Source organism: Pedobacter sp. ASV12 (assembly GCF_016429155.1).
GTDB lineage: Bacteria > Bacteroidota > Bacteroidia > Sphingobacteriales > Sphingobacteriaceae > Pedobacter.
Map to the genome: position 1 here is coordinate 1 of NZ_JAELUC010000023.1, position 19,320 is coordinate 19,320.

General features: G+C 45.7%; 11 protein-coding genes. 6 read left to right on the forward strand and 5 right to left on the reverse strand.

What is annotated here, in order from left to right; genetic code table 11:
- The 3 genes from JHD69_RS07840 to JHD69_RS07850 form a co-directional block, all read left to right on the forward strand.
- Positions 1-579 (forward strand): hypothetical protein (locus tag JHD69_RS07840; RefSeq protein ID WP_199139055.1); only part of this gene is annotated, 579 nt, incomplete at its 5' end.
- Between the two features lie 90 nt (positions 580-669).
- Positions 670-1,248, forward strand: coding sequence for a nitroreductase family protein (locus JHD69_RS07845; RefSeq protein WP_199139057.1), 579 nt, complete (start codon positions 670-672; stop codon positions 1,246-1,248).
- Between the two features lie 143 nt (positions 1,249-1,391).
- Entirely contained in the window at positions 1,392-1,841 is a 450-nt protein-coding gene (locus tag JHD69_RS07850; protein ID WP_199139060.1) for a 3-oxoacyl-ACP synthase, read from the forward strand.
- A gap of 31 nt (positions 1,842-1,872) precedes the next feature.
- Here the strand turns inward: JHD69_RS07850 and JHD69_RS07855 are convergent, their stop codons facing one another.
- Positions 1,873-2,760 (reverse strand): polysaccharide deacetylase family protein, encoded by an 888-nt coding sequence (locus JHD69_RS07855; RefSeq protein WP_199139062.1) that lies wholly within the window; start codon positions 2,758-2,760, stop codon positions 1,873-1,875.
- 196 nt (positions 2,761-2,956) lie between these two features.
- On the opposite strand from JHD69_RS07855, the gene JHD69_RS07860 reads away from it, so the two are divergent.
- Positions 2,957-5,461 (forward strand): S9 family peptidase, encoded by a 2,505-nt coding sequence (locus JHD69_RS07860; RefSeq protein WP_199139064.1) that lies wholly within the window; start codon positions 2,957-2,959, stop codon positions 5,459-5,461.
- Positions 5,462-5,544: 83 nt separating this feature from the next.
- The gene (locus tag JHD69_RS07865; protein ID WP_199139066.1) at positions 5,545-7,203 is read left to right on the forward strand and encodes a M28 family metallopeptidase; all 1,659 of its coding nucleotides are present in this window, start codon (positions 5,545-5,547) and stop codon (positions 7,201-7,203) included.
- Positions 7,204-7,270: 67 nt separating this feature from the next.
- Here the strand turns inward: JHD69_RS07865 and JHD69_RS07870 are convergent, their stop codons facing one another.
- The 4 genes from JHD69_RS07870 to JHD69_RS07885 all read right to left on the reverse strand — a co-directional run bounded on the left by JHD69_RS07870 (position 7,271) and on the right by JHD69_RS07885 (position 16,422).
- On the reverse strand, positions 7,271-7,957 hold the full coding sequence (locus JHD69_RS07870) for an autotransporter outer membrane beta-barrel domain-containing protein (RefSeq protein WP_199139068.1): 687 nt from the start codon (positions 7,955-7,957) through the stop codon (positions 7,271-7,273).
- A 160-nt stretch (positions 7,958-8,117) separates the two neighbouring features.
- Entirely contained in the window at positions 8,118-10,634 is a 2,517-nt protein-coding gene (locus tag JHD69_RS07875) for a hypothetical protein (RefSeq protein WP_199139070.1), read from the reverse strand.
- A 378-nt stretch (positions 10,635-11,012) separates the two neighbouring features.
- Positions 11,013-13,613 (reverse strand): ATP-dependent chaperone ClpB, encoded by a 2,601-nt coding sequence (gene clpB, locus JHD69_RS07880; RefSeq protein ID WP_199139072.1) that lies wholly within the window; start codon positions 13,611-13,613, stop codon positions 11,013-11,015.
- A gap of 136 nt (positions 13,614-13,749) precedes the next feature.
- Positions 13,750-16,422: an alpha-L-rhamnosidase gene (locus JHD69_RS07885; protein WP_199139074.1), complete on the reverse strand. Its 2,673-nt coding sequence runs from the start codon at positions 16,420-16,422 to the stop codon at positions 13,750-13,752.
- A 118-nt stretch (positions 16,423-16,540) separates the two neighbouring features.
- Here JHD69_RS07885 and JHD69_RS07890 point away from each other — a divergent pair, with 118 nt between their 5' ends.
- Entirely contained in the window at positions 16,541-19,276 is a 2,736-nt protein-coding gene (locus JHD69_RS07890) for a carboxypeptidase-like regulatory domain-containing protein (RefSeq protein WP_199139076.1), read from the forward strand.
- Positions 19,277-19,320 lie beyond the last annotated feature (44 nt).

Genomic DNA, 19,320 nt, shown 5'->3' on the forward strand with positions numbered 1-19,320 from the left:
CCCCCCCCCTCCCCCCCCCCCCCCCCCCCCCCCCTCACTCCCCATGTCGTGGTTCGTCGGCAGCGACAGATGTGTATAAGAGACAGGCACCATATCCCAGTGAAAGACCTTGTCGACCTTACTTTTGATAGCGACGATAAAGTTTCGTTCAGGGCGGCTTGGATATTGGAAAATGTTTACGTTAGCCGGCCGGCAGATTTTTTACCCGCGGCAGCCTATTTTTTAAACCGTTTTGCCACGCAGGATAATCTTTCTTGCAGGAGGCATTATGGCAAGATACTGGCCCTCATGACCAAGAGAAATGCACCTCAAGCCATTAAAGAGGTACTAGCACAACATCCTTTGGATGCTTTGGTCGAAACTTCGTTTGCCTGGCTTATCGACGAGGAAGTTCCGGTTGCCATCAAATCGCATATGTTAAATATTCTGGCCAATTTAAGCGCCAGGCAAGATTGGATCAGGGACGAATTGCTCCAAACGATGGATTGCCTGGTGAATAAAGAAAGCATTGCCTTTTTTGCCAAAGCAAAACAGATCAGGAAACAGTTAAAGGTGAAGCCTGGCGCCTATAGCAGATAGGTCATTATTCGGTAGCCGGTTTGCGGGTTTGGTTGAACAATTAACAATACAAAGATAAATCGCAGTTTCGAAATGCCTATTTTTGGACCCATGAACAATACATACGAAATTCTATCAAAAGTTATCAAAAATAGACGGAGCATTTTTCCGGCAAGCTATACCAATAAAGAAATCCCAACCGAAGTAATCGAGCAGATTTTGGAAAGCGCCAATTATGCACCGACCCATAAATTGACCCAGCCTTGGCGTTTTACTGTAATCAGAAAAGAAGGAAAGGCCAAATTGGGCGAAACCTTGGGCCAGCTTTATCAGGCGGGTGTTCCGGCAGAGAAGTTTTTACAGAAAAAATTCGACAGTTTCGGCGAAAAAACCTCGCAGGCCTCTTGTATCCTGGCCATCAATATCCAGTTTAGCCCAGATAAATTGCCCGCTTGGGAAGAAATAGCCGCCACAGCTTGTGCCGTACAAAATATTGCCTTAACTGCCGAAGCCCTAAATGTAGGCGCTTACTGGAGTTCGCCACCATTGATCGAGCATTTGGACGAGTTTTTGGGATTAGCACCAAACGAAAAATGCTATGGCCTGTTTTACATGGGCTACCACAACGAAGAAGTACGCGAGGCCAACAGAACGCCAATGGCCGAAAAAGTAACCTGGATCGAAGGCTAGGGAGTTGGTTAGTCCGTGGTCAATAGTGCTATTGGAGTTAGTGCTAAGGCGATTGCGAATGAGCACTATTCGGGCTAACCAAACATTTTAACTTTCCGGTCTTTCAACTTTTCAACCTTCTAACTTTACAACTTAATCTGGACATGAATATCAAAACCTCATTATATCAACTGTGTTTAGCTTTTGTAGAAAAACGTATTGAAACAGCCAAAACCGCCTTGCAACAGGCAAGAGAGGCCAGCAACGACGACACCAAGAGCAGTGCCGGCGATAAGTTCGAAACCAGTAGGGAAATGGCGCAACAGGATATCGAGCGCAACATGCGCCTGCTGAGCGATGCAGAGGAGCAACTGAAAGGTTTGGAACTGATGAAGGAGCTGGCACCAACAATGCAGGTAAGAAACGGCAGTTTGGTCTTCACCGACCAAGGCAATTTTTACTTGAGCATCAGTGCCGGACAATTACAACTTGATCAAACGGCTTATTTTGCCATTTCGGTAGCCTCGCCCATTGGCAAATTGTTTTTAGGCAAACAAAAAGGGGATATGGTCGATTTTAACGGAAAGCAATATAAAATCAGCGAAGTACTCTAACAAAAAAGCCGGCTAATCGCCGGCTTTTTTGTTAGAAACTATTCTTAATGCTGTTGCTTAATGTTTTAGGGCTCCAATAGCCACTGGCAATAATCCTTCTGATGGTGAATAATGGATCTTTCTCGTCGCGTTTGGTAGCTAACTGAAAAGCCATTCTGAAACCACGCTTTTTAAGCTCCGGAATGCCTTCTGCGTTCCACAAGCCAAATGGATAGGCAAACTCCGTCATTTTCTTGCCGGTAATCTCCTCCAGTTTTTTAGTAGGCTTGTCTAGCTGTTCTTCCCAGTCTTTGCCCGCATATTTTTTAAAGTTCTTGTGGTCATAGGTATGGCTTCCGATCACGTTGCCTTCTGCTGCCAATTGCTTAATCTGGTCGGCGCTCATGTAATCAACAAATTTTCCCTTTTTGCCAATAGAAACGGTCATGATAAAATAAACTGCCTTGTAGCCGTATTTCTGCAAGGTTGGACGAACAACCGTAAATTGGTCGAGGTCGGTATCGTCAAAAGTAAGCATGATGGGCTTGCTAGGCAGGGGTGCGCCAGTATTGAGGTAGGCGTAAAGTTGGTCTGGCAAAATGGTATGGTAACCGCTGTCGGCCAGCATTTTGATCTGGTCTTTAAAGTTTTGGATTTCTACAATATAGTCTTTGCCTACTTTTCCATCGGTTGGCTTCCAGTTACGAACCTGGTGGTAACACAAAATAGGCACTTGTTTACGTGCCAAGATGGTTTTAGCATCGGCTACTTTGATGTTGCCACTTGCTGTTTGAGGTGTAGTAGCTGCAGCAGGGCTTGTTGCCTGTGCATTTGCGGTACTATCGCCTCCAGCCTGGGTAGCGCTTGGTTGCGATTTGGATTGGCAGCCTAGGACTAAAATCAGCGAAGCGGCCAAAAGTGATAAGAAAGTTTTTCTCATGGTTAATATTTATGTTACAAAACTATGAAAACAAGGGGGATTTGAAGGCAAAATTTTTCGGGTGTGGATAAAAATAGATGATTGGTAGCAGAAAAATAGGCGAATCCCAATTTTCCTATCTTTTTTACAATTAAAACTATGGCCAACAGTACATTTTAAATAAATTAGGCGCTTCAATTTATCAATCAACTATGTAATGAAAAAACTTTACTTCTTTTTGTTTTTTGTTTCCTTGTTTGGCGTACAGGCTTTTGCACAAACCAAAACCATATCGCTAACAGAAACTACTCCAGCTCCTGAACGAGCAAACTATCAAGCCGCTGCCCGTTTCTCGCCAAATAAGTTGAGAAAAATTATTTACTCGACAGCGGTAGATCCACATTGGCTCAAGTTGAGCAACCGTTTTTGGTATCAGTATGAAACGCCAAACGGCAAGCAATGGTATATTGTTGAACCAGCGGCCAGAAGCAAAAAAATGCTGTTCGACCCGGCCAAAATGGCCGCACAGATTACCATGATTATCCGCGATCCTTTTGATGCGCAGCACTTGCCTATCGAAAACCTCAAGTTTGCCAAAGACGAAAAAAGCATCACTTTCGAAGTGAGAAGCACTACCGATGAGGTAAAACCCGACAGAAAAGACAAAAAAGCAGCCGATTCGATACAAAAGAAAATCTATTCTTTCAACTACGAACTGGCCAGTCAAAAACTGACCGAAATCCCAAACTTCCAAAAGCCTAAGGCCAAGCCGTCATGGGGTTCGGTAGCACCCGATTCTTCGGCCATTATTTTCTCGCGCAACTATAACCTGTATTGGATGGATAAAGAGAACTACAAAAAAGCGGTTAAGAACGAAGAAGACAGCACTATTGTAGAGCACCAATTGACCAAAGATGGTGTGAAGTTCTATTCGTACGGTAGCGACGGCGATGGCGAAAACAACGAAGAAAACATCAAAAACAACAAGAAAAGACGTGGAGCTTATGTATTGTGGTCGCCAGATTCTAAATATTTTGTGCTCGACAGAACCGATTCGCGTCAGGTTAAAGACCTTTGGGTAATCAACAGCGTTTCGGCTGGTCGCCCAACCTTAGAAACTTACAAATACCAGATGCCAGGCGAGAAAGAAGCGCCGATTGACGAGTTTGTATTGTTCGATTTTGCAAAGAAAACCTACAAAACCATCAATACTACCGCCTTTAAAGACCAAAGCATTTCGGCTTGGGGCAAAGAATCGCTAAACAAAGACCGCGACAATGAGTTCCGTCCGTCTATTTGGCTAGGCGATAACAGCAAGTTTTATTTTGCCCGTACCAGCAGGGATTTGAAACGCATCGATATCTGTACCATTGATATCAATACCGGTAAGGTAACTACCCTCATCGAAGAGCGTTTTAATACTTATGTAGAGGTACAACGCCCAGGATTAATTGATGGAGGCAAAGAAATTATCCACTGGAGCGAACGCGACGGCTGGGGGCATTTCTACCTGTTTGATGGCAATGGTAAATTGAAAAATCAAATTACTTCGGGATCTTTCCACTGCGAAGGCATCGTTAACATCGACCAGAAAAACCGCGTGCTTTATTTTACGGCCAATGGTCGCGAAGCGAAGGAAGACCCTTATTACCTGCACCTGTACCGCATCAATTTTGATGGTACAGGAATGAAATTGCTGAACAGCGGCGATTTTGACCATCAAGTAAACATGAACGACGAGAACAAATTCCTAGTAGATAATTTCTCGCGTGTCAATACCGTTCCTAAATCTGTTTTGCTGGATAACGAAGGCAATAAGGTGATGGACTTGGAAACTGCCGACCTATCTTTGCTGATGGCTACCGGCTACAAGTTTCCTGAACCTTTCAAGGTGAAAGCCGACGATGGCATTACCGATTTGTATGGCGTCATGTACAAGCCTTTCAATTTCGATCCAAACAAGAAATACCCGATTATCGAGTACGTTTATCCGGGCCCTCAAACCGAGGCGGTAAACAAATCGTTTGGCCGTGCCATGGACCGTGTTGACCGTTTGGCGCAACTGGGCTACATTGTCATTACCGTGGGTAACCGTGGTGGCAATCCGGCGCGTTCTAAATGGTACCATACTTATGGCTATGGCAACCTGCGCGATTATGGTTTGGCCGATAAAAAAGCAGCTATTGAGCAACTGGCCGATAAATATTCGTTCATCGATGCTAACAGGGTAGGTATTACCGGTCACTCGGGGGGTGGTTTCATGTCAACCGCGGCCATGTTGGTTTATCCAGATTTCTTTAAGGTAGCTGTATCTGCGGCGGGTAACCATGACAATAGCATCTACAACCGCTGGTGGAGCGAAAAGCACCATGGCGTAAAAGAGATCGTGTCGGCCAAAGGCGATACCACTTTCAAATATTCGATCGACAAAAATCCTGACCTGGCTAAAAACCTGAAAGGCCATTTATTGCTCATGCATGGCGATATCGACAACAACGTACATCCAGCCAACTCTATCCGTGTAGCCAATGCCTTGATCAGGGCTGGCAAAAGGTTCGACTTTATGATTGTTCCGGGGCAGCGCCACGGTTTTGGCGACATGACCGAATACATGTTCTGGCGCTTGGCCGATTATTTTAACAATTACCTGCTCAACGATTTTTCGCAGTCTGTAAACGTAAACATTACCGAAATGGACAGGGAAATAGAACGCAAGCAATAACATCAGCAACAAATAAGCCTCGAAAATTCGAGGCTTATTTGTTTTAAAACCTTATTTTAGGTATTCCTAAACCCGCTAAACAAATGAAAAAACAATTACTCGTACTGTCGGTGGGCATGCTAGCTTTAGCCTCCTGCCAATCGTCAGGTCAAAAATCGGCAGGCGTAGAAGCCGATTCCGCATCGCTAAAAGCCATTAACGATTCTGCCTTCGCCAAACACATCGCCGTGCTGGCTTCCGACGATTTTGAAGGGCGCAAGCCATTTACCGCCGGAGAAACCAAAACCATCAATTACCTGAAAGGTGAATTCGAAAAACTGGGCCTGAAACCGGGCAATGGCAACAGCTATTTTCAGCAGGTGCCGATGGTTGATATCAAATCGACCCCAGCCGGAGCCATGGCCATTAAAGGAGCTACAGGAAGCCTGAGCCTTAAATACCTCGACGATTTTGTGGCCGCCACCCGCCATGTAACCAATCAGGTGAAAGTTGAGAACTCCGAGATGGTTTTTGCCGGCTATGGCATTGTGGCACCAGAGTACAAATGGAACGACTACGAAGGCCTGGATGTGAAGGGCAAAACCGTTGTGGTATTGGTAAACGATCCGGGTTTTTCAGACTCGACTTTGTTTAAGGGCAAAACCATGACTTATTACGGCCGTTGGACTTACAAGTTTGAAGAGGCGGCCCGTCAAGGCGCTACTGGGATCATCATCATCCACGACACGGCACCGGCAAGCTATCCTTGGAGCGTAGTGAGAAGCGGCTGGTCTAAATCGAAACTGTATTTGGACTCCAAAGACAATAACCGTTCGAGGGCTTTAATGGAAGGCTGGATTACCCAAGAGGTAGCCAAGGACCTGTTTAAAATGGCCGGCAAATCGGAAGATTTGATGAAACAGGCTGGGAAACCTGGCTTTAAACCGGTTGATTTGGGGCTCAAAGTGTCGCTAACCATTAACAATGCCATCAAAAAATCGGTTTCCAACAATGTGGTGGCAGTTTTGCCGGGCACCAAAAGAGCCAACGAATACTTGATCTATTCGGGCCATTGGGATCACCTGGGCAAGGGCGAAGCCATTAACGGCGATTCGATTTATAACGGCGCGGTTGACAATGCCACCGGAACAGCGGCTTTGCTGCTCTTGGCCGATGCCTTTAAAAAAGCCAAGCACCAGCCTGAGCGTTCTATTTTATTTATTGCCTTAACAGGCGAGGAACAGGGCTTGCTGGGTTCAGAGTATTATGCTTCGCATCCTTTGGTTCCAGTAAACAAAACGGTTGCCGATATCAACATCGATGCCATGGAGGCTTCGGGGATGACCAAAGATATTGTTGTAGTGGGCTATGGCCAGTCAGAATTGGAAGATTACTTGGCCGAAGCAGCCAAAAAGCAGGAGCGTGTAGTAGCCAAAGATCCTAATCCTTCAGCAGGCTCGTATTTCAGGTCAGACCACTTCAATTTTGCCAAAGTGGGTATTCCGGCATTGTATACCGGCAATGGCATTAACAATGTAAAGCACGGTGAAGCTTGGGGCAAGGCCCAGCAAGAAGATTATACCAAAAACCGTTACCATGCGCCTGCAGATAATTTTGAACCAGCTAAATGGGATTTTTCGGGTATGGTGGCCGATTTGAGATTGTTATTTGAGGTGGGCTATCGCCTCAGCAACGAAAGTACCTTTCCGGGATGGAAAGAAGGCTCTGAATTTAAGGCCATTAGGGCCAAGAGCATGAAATAGAAATTACGGAAGTATATGATTAACCCCTCGTTTATTGCTAAACTGAGGGGTTTTTTATACAGAGTAATCAAAAATGAAAATTAAAACCGATGCTCGGATTGAATGAGTCGGTTGCAAAAGAGAACGTTTCGGTAGTTGGGATGCTCAACCCGTTTGATACGTCTTTAGGTTTTGTTTTGCGGTAGCTGGCCAATGGGAAGCTAAATTCGATAGCCCATTTTTTGGATGGAAAAAAGGCAAAGCCTGGTGATAGGGCCGCACCATAAGAAGTTAGTTTGTAATTGTCTTCCGAGCTGGAATTTATCGGCGCGCTATAAACAGAACGGTTAATCGCTTTGCCAAAACCAACGCCAAGGTTAAACTCGCCAAAAAATTTAAATTTATCAGCCACATCAACATATTTTCTTACAAAAGGTTCGATACTGAAGACATGTTGCTTACCCGTTTGCGTAGCCAAAATAATAGCAGAAGAAGCGGTATTTACTGTATTAACCGTCGATTTGCTATGAACATAGCCAGCTCCGAGACCAATGGTCAGGTTATCGGCTACAAAATAGCCGAAACGCGGCATGATGTTAAAAGCCTCTGCTTTTTGTTCGGTGCTAAAAGTTGGACTAGTGGAAACGATTTGGTTGTTTTTATTGGAAGTAAATCCAATTGAACCATTGATAAAGCTTTTTCCTTTTTCTGTTTGCGCGTTTGCGCCACAGGCCATAAGGCATAGCGCGGCCAGGATGAATAATTGAGGTTTCATTTGTGTGTTTTTGTGTTAACCAAGTTTAGGCATAAAAAACGAAAAACAACTATAGATGTAGTTGTTTAATCTTTAACTGCTTGTAAGTCAGGTTAAAAATTTTCAACATGGCTTTAGCATTTATCCACTAAGCTATAATGCGATACGATTTGGCCAAAGGTTATTTGACCGTGATTTTAATGGCCTTAAAGCCAAAATTCCCTTCGGTATCGGTGCCTTCCAGCCATGCGGTATAAGTGCCTTTGCGGTCGCTGGCAAAAAAGTGGGCGTTGGCTTCGCCGTTTTTATTGGTTACCAGGTTTGGCATCCAATACAAGGTAGACCGGAGGTCGGGGGTATGGGTAGCTTTGTTGGCTGCAGTATATTTCGGACTATAGAAAATCTTGTTGTCGCCATAGGGCAGAGGCTTATAGATATACATGTTGGCGGCTTTTTTGAGAAAGGGACCTGAGCCGGTTTTGGTGGTTATTTCTATAAAGGCATATTCCGTTTCATCCATCGGATTTAAAAACTCCATGCGGTATCGACCTGCGTTTCGGGCATGCTTCATAATCTCTATGCCTTGCACATCTTCGGCTGTATAATAGTCGAGGTAGTATTTGAGGTGTTGGTAATGTGCATCGGTAATGGGCCAATCAGAGGGCGAGTAGAAAAAATCTACATCAACCCCATCGATAACCAGTTTTACAAGGGCAAAGTTTACCATAAATTCTTTAATGTTGGTTTTGCGCCTGTAACCCATCCTAAAGCCTTTTACATTCTCTTCCAATACATTGAGTAGCGATTTTTTATTCAGTTTCTCCAAATCGGCTTCAGACAAGGTTTGGTCTGCCTCGCCTGGTCCATTCAGGTTTTTGGAGCTTTTGACTACTTTTTTGCCAGTTATTTTAACCTCGCGCAAGCCAATGCCGCCACCACGGTAGGTAGAGGCCTGTCTTTGGCTCGTCACCATTTGCTTGGTTACGCTATCCGTGGCTTCTGACATTGTTGCAAGGGGTACGATTGGAGCTGCAACGGTAATGGGCGGTCGTTTAAATTCGTTCATTTCTATGCCTAAAGTACCCCGGTTGCCTTTGGCATTGAGCGCCTGGATCAAAAAAGACAGGCTATCCATCGCCGGAAAATTCCTGAACACAAATTCTCCCTTGTCGTTGGTTACCGTGTCCATAATCATAAAGCCTTTGCGGGTGCTCAGCAGGGTGATCTTTCCTTTGGCAATGGGCTTATTGGTAATGTTGGTGACTTTGCCGCTTACCGTAAATTCGCTTTCGGCCTTAAATGTTGGCTTTTTGTTCAGGTCCCACTGGTAACTCACCCAGCCTTGGGTAAGCATCAACGCATCGAGTTCTTCCTGCTGCTGCGGGTTTGATACATTGAAGTAATGGCCTGGATTTTCGATTTCGCCTTTCAGGTCGGAGCTCAGCAGCAGGTAATTTAAGATATTCTGGTCGTTTAAGCTGTCTTTTTTTACCTGCCCGTCGTCAGTAACAGCTAAAGAAAAAGAACCTGCAATGGGCTTGCCACTTTGGTCGGTTATTTGAAGGTGGATTGGGATGCTGTCTCTCACCGCAAAACTTTGATTGGCTGTGGTCATTTGTACCTTAAGCTCATCGTGGTGATTGATGAAGAAATTGCGTTCGTTCAGCGTTTGCTGCTGTTCGTTTTGCACCAAAATCTGGCAAACCCCAGTAGGGAAGATGTTTTTGGGCACCCGAACAATTTTGTAGTTAGAATTGGGTTTGATTTTAGCCAGGAAACACAATACGCCTCTCGATTGGCCTAAAATGGTAAGTTCTTGGTTGGGCAGGTCTGAAAGAATAGAAATACTGATCGAATCGCTATTCAGGTTGTTGTTTAACCTGAGCGTAATGCCATTGGGCTGTGTTTTAGGCAAGGGCTGGTTGCCGTTGCCAATGGCCGATCTGTAATTGGCCACATAAGTTTCGCCGGCTTTGGGCGTAAAATCAAAATAGCCCATCCCCATGCTGTTCGATTCGAATGAGGCCACCTTTTGTTGCTTGGAATCTACAATGTCGCCCTCTACAGTTGTGCCCTTGCCATTAATGTTGAGCGCCTTAAAGGCCAGCTTTTGTTGACGCTCGGCAATCCAAGTGCCACCTTCGGGCAAAAACTGCAGGTCGATTAGCGGTTTTTTGTTGCTGTTTGTGGCATTGCTCCTTACATTTTGCGCTTTTGCCGTTGCCGTGCTCGGACTGGCTGGTTGGGGCTCGGCGATATCCAAAATCTGGATTTCCTTTTTAAACAGAAAAGTGTCGCCAAAATTCTGCATCCAGTTGGTGTAGGCTCTAAAGGTGTAGATGCCGGGTTCGTATTTGTTGGGGTTGACGGCAAAACCAGCCCAGGTTAAGCCATATTGCGTAGGCAGGCTCACGGTTTGGATCACCTGTCCTTTTTTATCGATGATGTCTGCATAAATCAAGGCGCTGGTTGTAGAATAATTAAGCAGACTGGCATTGATCAGGTAACCTTTAAACCAGATGGTATCGCCCATGGCATAAACCGGCTTGTCAAGCTGCATGTACAATTTTTCTCTGGGTACTGATTTGCGCACGCTGTCGTACTGTACCATTTCCTTGTATTTGGCTTGTTGGGCCTGGCCCGATAAACTGATCAAGAACAAGATAAAAGATAGGAGAAAACGGCTATGTTTGGTCATGGACTAGCAGGCTAGGTATGAAGCTAAAATACAAAATCGTTTATGATTTTTTGATGAAGACCACAAATGGCTGCAAAACCTGGTAATGCCGTTGGTGAAGAATACCAACGACAGCGACCGGATTTTTGGCTTGAACTGAATAATACCAACCAAAGCGTGCGGGTTGCCCGGCAACTTAGCAAAGTCGCTGGCGGAGAAGACCAACGATGGCTTTAAACCCCAAGAGAATGCCTTTGCTGGTGTTCTTGATAAGCAAGTTGAGCAAAACTATTGCGAAGCAGACCTGTGAAATTTTTAAAATTTCGAAAGTTCAGCCCATGAAAAAGCCCTTCGCGAGATTTTTCCCGAAGGGCTTGATTTTAAAATATGTGGAGGCTTTTAGCTCGCTTTTTCGTTTAAGAAAACAAACTTATGGTCGAACATGTCGAGTTTGATTTTGCTTTCCTTGTCAACCGTTCCAGCCAAAATAGATTTAGACAATTCGTTTAATATCCTTTTTTGGATGACACGTTTTAACGGTCTGGCGCCAAATTGAGGGTCGTAGCCCAACTCCGCCAACCAATCGAGGGCTTCTTCGCTGGCCTCGAGGGTAATACCCATTTCGGCCAAGGTTTTTTGCACCTGTTTGAACTGTAGAGCCACAATATCCCTGATTTCGGTTCTGTTGAGTGGCGTAAACATGATCAGCTCGTCGATACGGTTCAAAAACTCCGGACGGATGGTTTGCTTCAAAAGCTCAAACAATTCACTTTTGGTTTTGGCAATCACCTCATCACGGTTTTCATCATTAAGGTTCTTAAAATTATCCTGGATCAGGTGCGAACCAATATTTGAAGTCATGATGATAATGGTATTCTTGAAGTTTACCACACGGCCTTTGTTGTCGGTTAAACGACCATCGTCAAGTACCTGCAACAAGATGTTGAATACATCTGGATGCGCTTTTTCAATCTCATCGAGCAATACCACCGAATAAGGTTTGCGCCTTACTGCTTCGGTTAGCTGTCCACCTTCATCGTAGCCTACATAGCCCGGAGGCGCTCCGATCAATCGCGAAACCGCATGTCTTTCCTGATACTCGCTCATGTCTATCCTGGTCATGGCATTTTCGTCGTTGAACAGGAACTCGGCCAAGGCTTTGGCCAACTCGGTTTTACCTACACCGGTGGTACCCAGAAAAATGAACGATCCGATAGGCTTGCGTTTGTCCTGCAAACCGGCACGCGAACGGCGGATGGCATCAGAAATGGCCTCAATGGCTTCTTCCTGACCAGCTACGCGTTTGTGCAGCTCATCTTCCAGGTGCAATAGTTTTTCGCGTTCGCTGGCTACCAATTTGGTAACCGGAATGCCGGTCCAACGGGCCACCACGCCTGCAATATCATCGGCAGTAACCTCTTCTTTCAGCATTCTGCTGTCGCTTTGCTGGCTTTCCAAATCGGCTTTGAGTTTTTCAACCTTATCTTGTGCCTCTTTGATTTTGCCATAACGGATTTCGGCTACGCGGCCATAATCGCCGGCGCGTTCGGCCTGTTCGGCTTCCAGCTTGTACTGCTCAATCTGCTCAATCTGATTGTTTACCGCGTCCACCAAATCTTTTTCGCCTTGCCATTTGGCTTTAAACTCGTCGCGTTCGGCCGAAAGATTGGCGATTTCTGCTGAAAGCTCTTTTACTTTTTTATCGTCTTTTTCGCGTTTAATGGCTTCACGTTCAATTTCCAGGCGCATAATTTCGCGGTCTAAGGCATCTACGTGCTCAGGTACGCTGTCCATTTCCATACGCAGTTTAGAAGCCGCCTCATCCATCAGGTCGATGGCCTTGTCGGGCAAGAACCTATCGGCAATGTAGCGTTGCGACATTTCTACTGCGGCAATAATGGCTTCGTCTTTGATCCTTACCTTGTGGTGGGTTTCGTAACGTTCTTTTAAGCCACGCAAAATAGAAATGGCATCCTGGGTATCAGGCTCTTCTACCATTACTTTTTGAAAACGACGCTCCAAAGCCTTGTCTTTTTCGAGGTATTTTTGGTACTCGTCGAGCGTAGTTGCACCAATGGCACGCAGTTCGCCACGCGCCAAGGCTGGTTTCAAGATGTTGGCGGCATCCATAGCGCCTTCGCCGCCACCTGCGCCAACCAAGGTGTGAATTTCGTCGATAAACAAAATGATATCGCCATCGCTTTGTGTTACTTCTTTCACAACGGCTTTTAAACGTTCCTCAAATTCGCCTTTGTATTTGGCACCTGCAATCAAGGCACCCATATCTAAAGAGAATACGGTTTTCGATTTCAGGTTTTCGGGCACGTCGCCTTTAATGATCCTAAAGGCAATGCCTTCGGCAATGGCAGTTTTACCAACACCGGGTTCGCCAATCAGGATAGGGTTGTTTTTGGTACGGCGCGAAAGAATTTGGATTACACGCCTGATTTCTTCGTCGCGGCCAATTACCGGATCGAGCTTGCCGCTTTCGGCATACTCATTCAGGTTGCGGGCGTATTTGCTCAAAGCCTGGTAAGTGGCTTCGGCATTTTGGTCGGTTACCCGACTGTCGCCACGCAATTCGGTAATGGCCTTTTTAAGGTCTTTTTCGGTTACGCCCTGATCTTTCAATAGTTTGGAAGTAGAGTCGTTAACAGCCAAAATACCCAATAAAATATGTTCTACGGCCACAAACTCGTCTTTAAACTCTTTGAGGTACGACTGGGCTTTTTGCAGGGCCGAGTTGGCTCCTGACGACAGGTAAATATCGCCACCAGAAACCTTTGGTAATTTTTCTATAGCGGTGTTGAGGTTTTGTTCCAACACGTTAAGGTTCACATTCAGTTTCTTTAAAACATAAGAAACCACGTTTTCATCAACCGATAGCAGACCTTTTAACAGGTGTGCTGTTTCGATAGCTTGCTGTTGATTGCCTTGTGCTATTTCGGAAGCCTTTTGAATGGCCTCTTGTGCTTTAATGGTAAAGTTGTTGAAGTTCATGTTTCTTTTAAATCAAAACAAATGCCACTGCCGTTTTGCTTCACCAATCGGAAATTTTGTCGCTATGTTTTGGGGTTTGTTGACTAATTGTCTGTAAGTTAATGATTTATCCTGAAAAAATGTCTTGTTTTGTAATTTACCGAAGTTCTAGGCGATGATTTCCGGCCGGAAGCCTGATGGGTTGCGCTTTGATGGGTTTGCCGTTTAGGTAGACTGTTTGTGTTATAGCTACCGGAATATCGACGCTTGCCGTTGCATTGGCCGGGACCACAAAATGATAGGTGAGCAGTTGCCCTTTTTTCTCCCATCCCGATACGATTTGGCCATAAGGACCACGGTGCGTGGCCTCAAAGCTTTCCAAGCCCTCAACCACCTGTGGCCGCAACAAAATATGCTTAAAGCCCGGTTGCGTTTCGTCGGGTTTAATGCCCCCAAGCGATTTATACCACCAAGCACCAATTTCGCCAAACATGATGTGGTTGAGCGAGATATCATTTTTCGATTGGATATTCCAGTTTTCGTACAGGGTAGTGGCTCCGTTTTCAATCCACCAGCCCCAGCTCGGAAAGGTTCGCTGACTGGCCAATTTATAGGCCACCTCGCCAAAGCCGTTGTCGCTCAAGGCCGATAGGATGGCTTTCGTACCTAACAGACCCACATCAAGGTGGAAGTTGTCTGCAGCTACGCGTTTGGCCAGGTTTTCGGCCACGCGGTGCTTCAGGTTGTCGGGAACCAAGCCCCAAAATAAAGGTACGCTCAGTTCGGTTTGCAGCCCTGACCCATACAAGCCTGTAGTTTGGTTGAGGTATTTGGCATTAAAGGCGTTTTTAATTTTGCGCGCGAGGTTCGAATAATACTGGTAATCGGCAGTTTTGCCCAGAATTTTTGCCGTTTTGGCCAAAATCAGCGCATCGGCGTAGTAATAGCAGGTAGAAGTCAGCTCAACAGGCGATACGGATTTTACAGGCACCCAATCGCCCAAGCCCCAGGTGGTTAGGCCACTGGGATAAGTTTCGTTGATGTGGTTTACATAACGGCGGATATTTTCGTAGTTGTCGTGCAGGATTTTGGGGTCGCCGTAAAACAGGTAAATGTTCCAGGGGATAATGGCAATGGTACTCGTCCAATCGGGCCCGTTGCCCCATTCGTAGCCCCAACCATCGGTGGGGATAATGGAGGGTAAAATCCCATTGGGCTGTTGTTCATCGCGGTGGTCGGCCAGCCATTTTTCGTAAATGGTAATGCCGTCAAAGCCGTACAATCCAGTTTCTATGGCAATTTGCGCATCCCCTGTCCAGCCGTTTTTCTCGCGTTGCGGACAATCGGTCGGGTAGCCAAAAAGATTGGAGAGGTAAGAGTTGTTGGTGGCAAACTGTAGCTTTTCGATCAAAGGGTCGCTGGCTTTGATGCTCCCTGCCACGGGTACGTCGCTGTGCATAAAATAGCCTACCAAATCTTCTTTGGCCAATTGGATAGGGGCATTGCTGGTAACTTCCACATATTGAAAACCCTTGTAATTGAAATGGGGCATAAAGCTTTGCTCGCCTTTGCCGTTTAAAATGAGGATATCGGTTTGAAACGGGTCTTTATCGTCGGTAGGCCGGTAATGCACATCGATGTTAGACAAATCTACATGTCCGTTTGGGTAAAGCCTTTCGCCATGTTTGAGCTTAACTATGGTGCCGGCAGGGCCATGCAGTTTAATTTTGCTTACGCCCGAAATATTGCGACCCAAATCGAAAACATAAGTGGTATCGTCCAGTTTTTTGAGACTGATGGCCTTGATTTCTTCTACGTTGCGTACCGGATGCATGGCTTGGGCCACAATTTGCGAGGAGGGTGCAGACCGGAAAATGACGTTTTTCCATTTATTGTCGTCGAAACCAACAGTATTCCAACCCGCTTGTTCCAAACGCGAATCGTAATGTTCGGCGGTATAGATGCTGTTGAAAATGATAGGGCTGAGGTCGGTTTTCCAGTCTTTGCCCGATTTGATGGTTTCTACGCTGCCATCGGTATAGGTAATCCTTAAATCCAGGCAAAACGTAGGCCTGTTGCGCCAGGGCGCACGGTCAAAATACCATACCGCGGTTGATTGATGATTGTACCAGCCGTTGCCTAGCAACACGCCAATGGCATTTTTTCCTTGCCGAAGCTGTGGGGTTACATCGTAGGTTACGTATAAATTCCTCCGGTCGAAACGCGTGTACATCGGGTCGAGCCTATGGTTGCCCACCTTCTCGCCATTTAATGAAAGTTCGTATAAGCCTGCAGCCACAATGTAGGCCCTGGCCGATCTGATTTGCTTTTTGGTCTCGAAAACCTTCCTGAAATAGGGGGCGGGTTTAAGCTTGATCTGCTCATTGTCGGCAATCCAGGCACCTTGCCAGTTTTTAGGGTTCATCATGCCCATTTCGAAGCTGGCTATTTTTGCAGCACCTGATTTCTTCTGGTGCTGGTCGGCAATATCAACCCGCCAATAATACTTAGTAAAAGGTTTTAGTTGCGGGCCCGAATAAGATTTGAGCTGTGCGTTGGTTTGTAACCACCCGGTAGTCCAGGTATTGGCTTTACCTTGTGCCAAAGCCAAGGAGTCGGTACCTAGCATTAACCTGAAGGCCGTTTGTTTGGCGCCGGTTCTGGTGTCGGCCATTTGCCAGGTAAAACGTGGATTGGGATTGTCTAACCCAATCGGATTAATCAGGTATTCTGTTTTTAGCGCAGTTGCGGCAAACGGTTGTGCATAAGCGTTGGCCATAAAGCCGAGAAAAGTAAGCAGCAGGAGAGTACGGAGGAATCTTGACGACATGACAGTAGGTTTAATTTACAACTAAGGTATTAAAATTTATGTTTGACAGGTAGATTATCCCGAACAACTAAGAATTTAGATTAAAAATCTTATATTGAAGTGCTTAACTATTAACGATATGAAAAAGCGTCTCTTGCTGCAGGTATTTGTTGCCGCTGCTTTTATCGCGCTGTCTGGCTTTTTGCTCAAAGACGACGGGCCGTTAAACTCCTTTATCGAAAAGCTTGAACAGTATACCAACAGGAATCCGCAAGAAAAAGTGCATCTGCACCTGGATAAACCTTATTACAGCATCGGAGAAGACATCTGGTTCAGTGCCTATGTGGTGAATGCCGAAGAGAATAAACTGTCGCTTTTGAGCAAGGTGCTTTATGTAGACATCATTGATGAGCGAGGAAAGGTTAAAAAAACACAAGTGCTTCCTTTGGAAAACGGGTTGAGCAATGGCCATATCGATCTTTCTGATACCACGTTTAGGGCTGGAACCTATCAACTAAGAGCATACACCAATTGGATGCGCAATTTTGACGATGCCTTTTTGTTCAGGAAAGAAATCAATATTGGCGATGCCCTTCACGACAAAGTAATGGTTGATACCAAATTTGAGCTGAACCCAAGCTCAAACGGCACCGTATTAAAGGCTACGCTCAGCTATTCCAATTTTGACAACGAGCCCGAAATCAATAAGGAAGTGAGCTATAACCTGGTTTACGGAGACGATAAATTGTTTAGCGGTACGGGAAGAACCGACAGCAAAGGTACAATTACGGTAAATTATAACCTTAAAAAGGACTATACGCTTAACAAACTGTTGCTCAATACGGTGTTTAACAAAAACGACGTCATTAAAGTAACCAAAACTGTTGCAGTAGTAAGCCAAGCCAAAACAATCGACCTGCAGTTTTTTCCGGAAGGCGGAAATTTGGTCGACGGAATCCGTTCAAAAGTGGCTTTCAAAGCGATTAACGAAAGCGGAATGGGTACGGCAGTTGAAGGCTATGTAGAAGATAATGATGGCAAAAAAGTAGCGGCCATCAATACAACACATTTGGGCATGGGACTTTTTGCGTTTATGCCAGTGGCAGGGCAACAATATCAGGCGGTTATTGTGAAAGACGGCGAGCAGAAACGCTTTCGGTTGCCACCGGCCATGGCTACTGGCTATGTCCTGAACATGAACCACCTGGACGATGAAAACTTGCTATTGCGCATCAATTGCTCGCCAGCGTTGGTCCAAGATAGGGAGGTGGTTGTGGTAGCCCAATCAAACGGCATGATCAAATACACCGCCAAGATCAAGATGGATAAGGAGTCGGTTTCTTCCAAGTTGCCTAAAAACATGTTTTCTGAAGGCATTGTGCAGTTCACGCTTTTTACAGCCAATATGTCTCCCATGGCAGAGCGGTTGGTATTTATACATCGGAATGATAGCCTTAATGTTAAGGTGAGTACGCCCAAAGCAAGCTATGGCAAAAGAGAACAAGTTAACCTTGCGTTGCATGTTGAAGATACCCAGGCGAAAGGAGAAGTGGGCAGCTTCTCGGTATCGGTGGTAAACCAAGACAAAGTGAACCAGGTAGAAGATAACGAGACCACCATTTTGTCTAACCTGTTGCTGACCTCCGATTTAAAGGGAAACATAGAAAAACCCAACTATTATTTTACAGCCATCGATGCGGCCAAGATCAGAGACCTTGACCTGCTGATGCTTACCCAGGGCTGGCGCAGGTTTAAATGGAGCGATGTGATGCAGCCAGAAGGCCAAGCCCATTTCAAGTTTAATGCCGAGTCCAGTTTTGCCATTCACGGTACCATTGTTAACCTCAGCAATAAGCCCATTCCTTATGGCAAGATCAACCTGTTTGTGCCGAGCACCCTGCTGCTGATCGATACAGTAGCCGATGCCAATGGGCGTTTTGTGTTCGACGATTTGGTTTTTCCGGATAGTACCACGGTTATTTTGCGCGCTAAAAATGCCAAAGACCGCAATAATGCGCAGATCTTGATCGATAACAGGGTAGGATTCGCTAGTGTGACTGCGCCTAGAACCGATGACGCAAAAGATGCCGTATTTGTAAGCTACCTCGCTGCCGCGCAGCAAAGGTTTGGCGAAATGGGCAAATATGGTTTAATTAATGGGCGCATTTTGCTCAAGCCGGTAGAAATCAAGACATCCAGAAATCCGCCTATCTATAAATCAGCACTTCCGACCATCAGTCCGCCAGATTATACCATTACCCCAGATAAGCTCCAGTCTTCCACCAATGTGCTCAACTTTTTTACGGGCATGGCTGGGATAACGGTGAGAAGCAATATCATTTACGGCCGCAGAAAAGGTACCGAGGGGCCTATGTTGCTGCTGTTAGACGGAAGGCCAATTAAAGACGCCACCATGATTGACCCGAGTACTTTGGCCGGCATACAGATTATTAGGGCCGGCGCTTATTCATCAGGCATAGGACTGAATTTGCAAGAACCTATTGATGCAGTAGTGGATGGCCCGCAATATAAGGGCCTCACCAACATCATGAGCTCAGCTTATGGAATTGTCTTTTTTACCACCGATTGGAGGGCCAAAGCAAAACCAGCTTTGGGTTTAAGCAGGCTAAAAACCGGCTATACCCTAACCAAGGAATTTTATGCGCCGGCCTACGATGTGCCTGGCCAGCATAGGGAAATGGCCGACCTGAGGTCGACCATTTACTGGAAGCCCGATTTGATTACCGACGAAAAGGGCAATGCCAGCCTCAAGTTTTTTACCGCCGACGAAGCGGGCAAATACCTGGTTACTTTAGAGGGTGTAGCCTTGAACGGACAACTGGTAAGAAAGCGCTACAGCTTAACGGTAAAATAAAAAAAGCCCCTCAAAAATCGAGGGGCTTTTAAGCTTATTTAGGC

What these genes read in the sequence shown, in the direction of transcription:
- JHD69_RS07850 (WP_199139060.1), top strand. Translation starts at nt 1,392, where the DNA reads ATGAATATCAAAACCTCATTATATCAACTGTGTTTAGCTTTTGTAGAA.
- clpB (WP_199139072.1), bottom strand. Translation starts at nt 13,613, where the DNA reads ATGAACTTCAACAACTTTACCATTAAAGCACAAGAGGCCATTCAAAAG.
- JHD69_RS07875 (WP_199139070.1), bottom strand. Translation starts at nt 10,634, where the DNA reads ATGACCAAACATAGCCGTTTTCTCCTATCTTTTATCTTGTTCTTGATC.
- JHD69_RS07845 (WP_199139057.1), top strand. Translation starts at nt 670, where the DNA reads ATGAACAATACATACGAAATTCTATCAAAAGTTATCAAAAATAGACGG.
- JHD69_RS07870 (WP_199139068.1), bottom strand. Translation starts at nt 7,957, where the DNA reads ATGAAACCTCAATTATTCATCCTGGCCGCGCTATGCCTTATGGCCTGT.
- JHD69_RS07855 (WP_199139062.1), bottom strand. Translation starts at nt 2,760, where the DNA reads ATGAGAAAAACTTTCTTATCACTTTTGGCCGCTTCGCTGATTTTAGTC.
- JHD69_RS07890 (WP_199139076.1), top strand. Translation starts at nt 16,541, where the DNA reads ATGAAAAAGCGTCTCTTGCTGCAGGTATTTGTTGCCGCTGCTTTTATC.
- JHD69_RS07885 (WP_199139074.1), bottom strand. Translation starts at nt 16,422, where the DNA reads ATGTCGTCAAGATTCCTCCGTACTCTCCTGCTGCTTACTTTTCTCGGC.
- JHD69_RS07860 (WP_199139064.1), top strand. Translation starts at nt 2,957, where the DNA reads ATGAAAAAACTTTACTTCTTTTTGTTTTTTGTTTCCTTGTTTGGCGTA.
- JHD69_RS07865 (WP_199139066.1), top strand. Translation starts at nt 5,545, where the DNA reads ATGAAAAAACAATTACTCGTACTGTCGGTGGGCATGCTAGCTTTAGCC.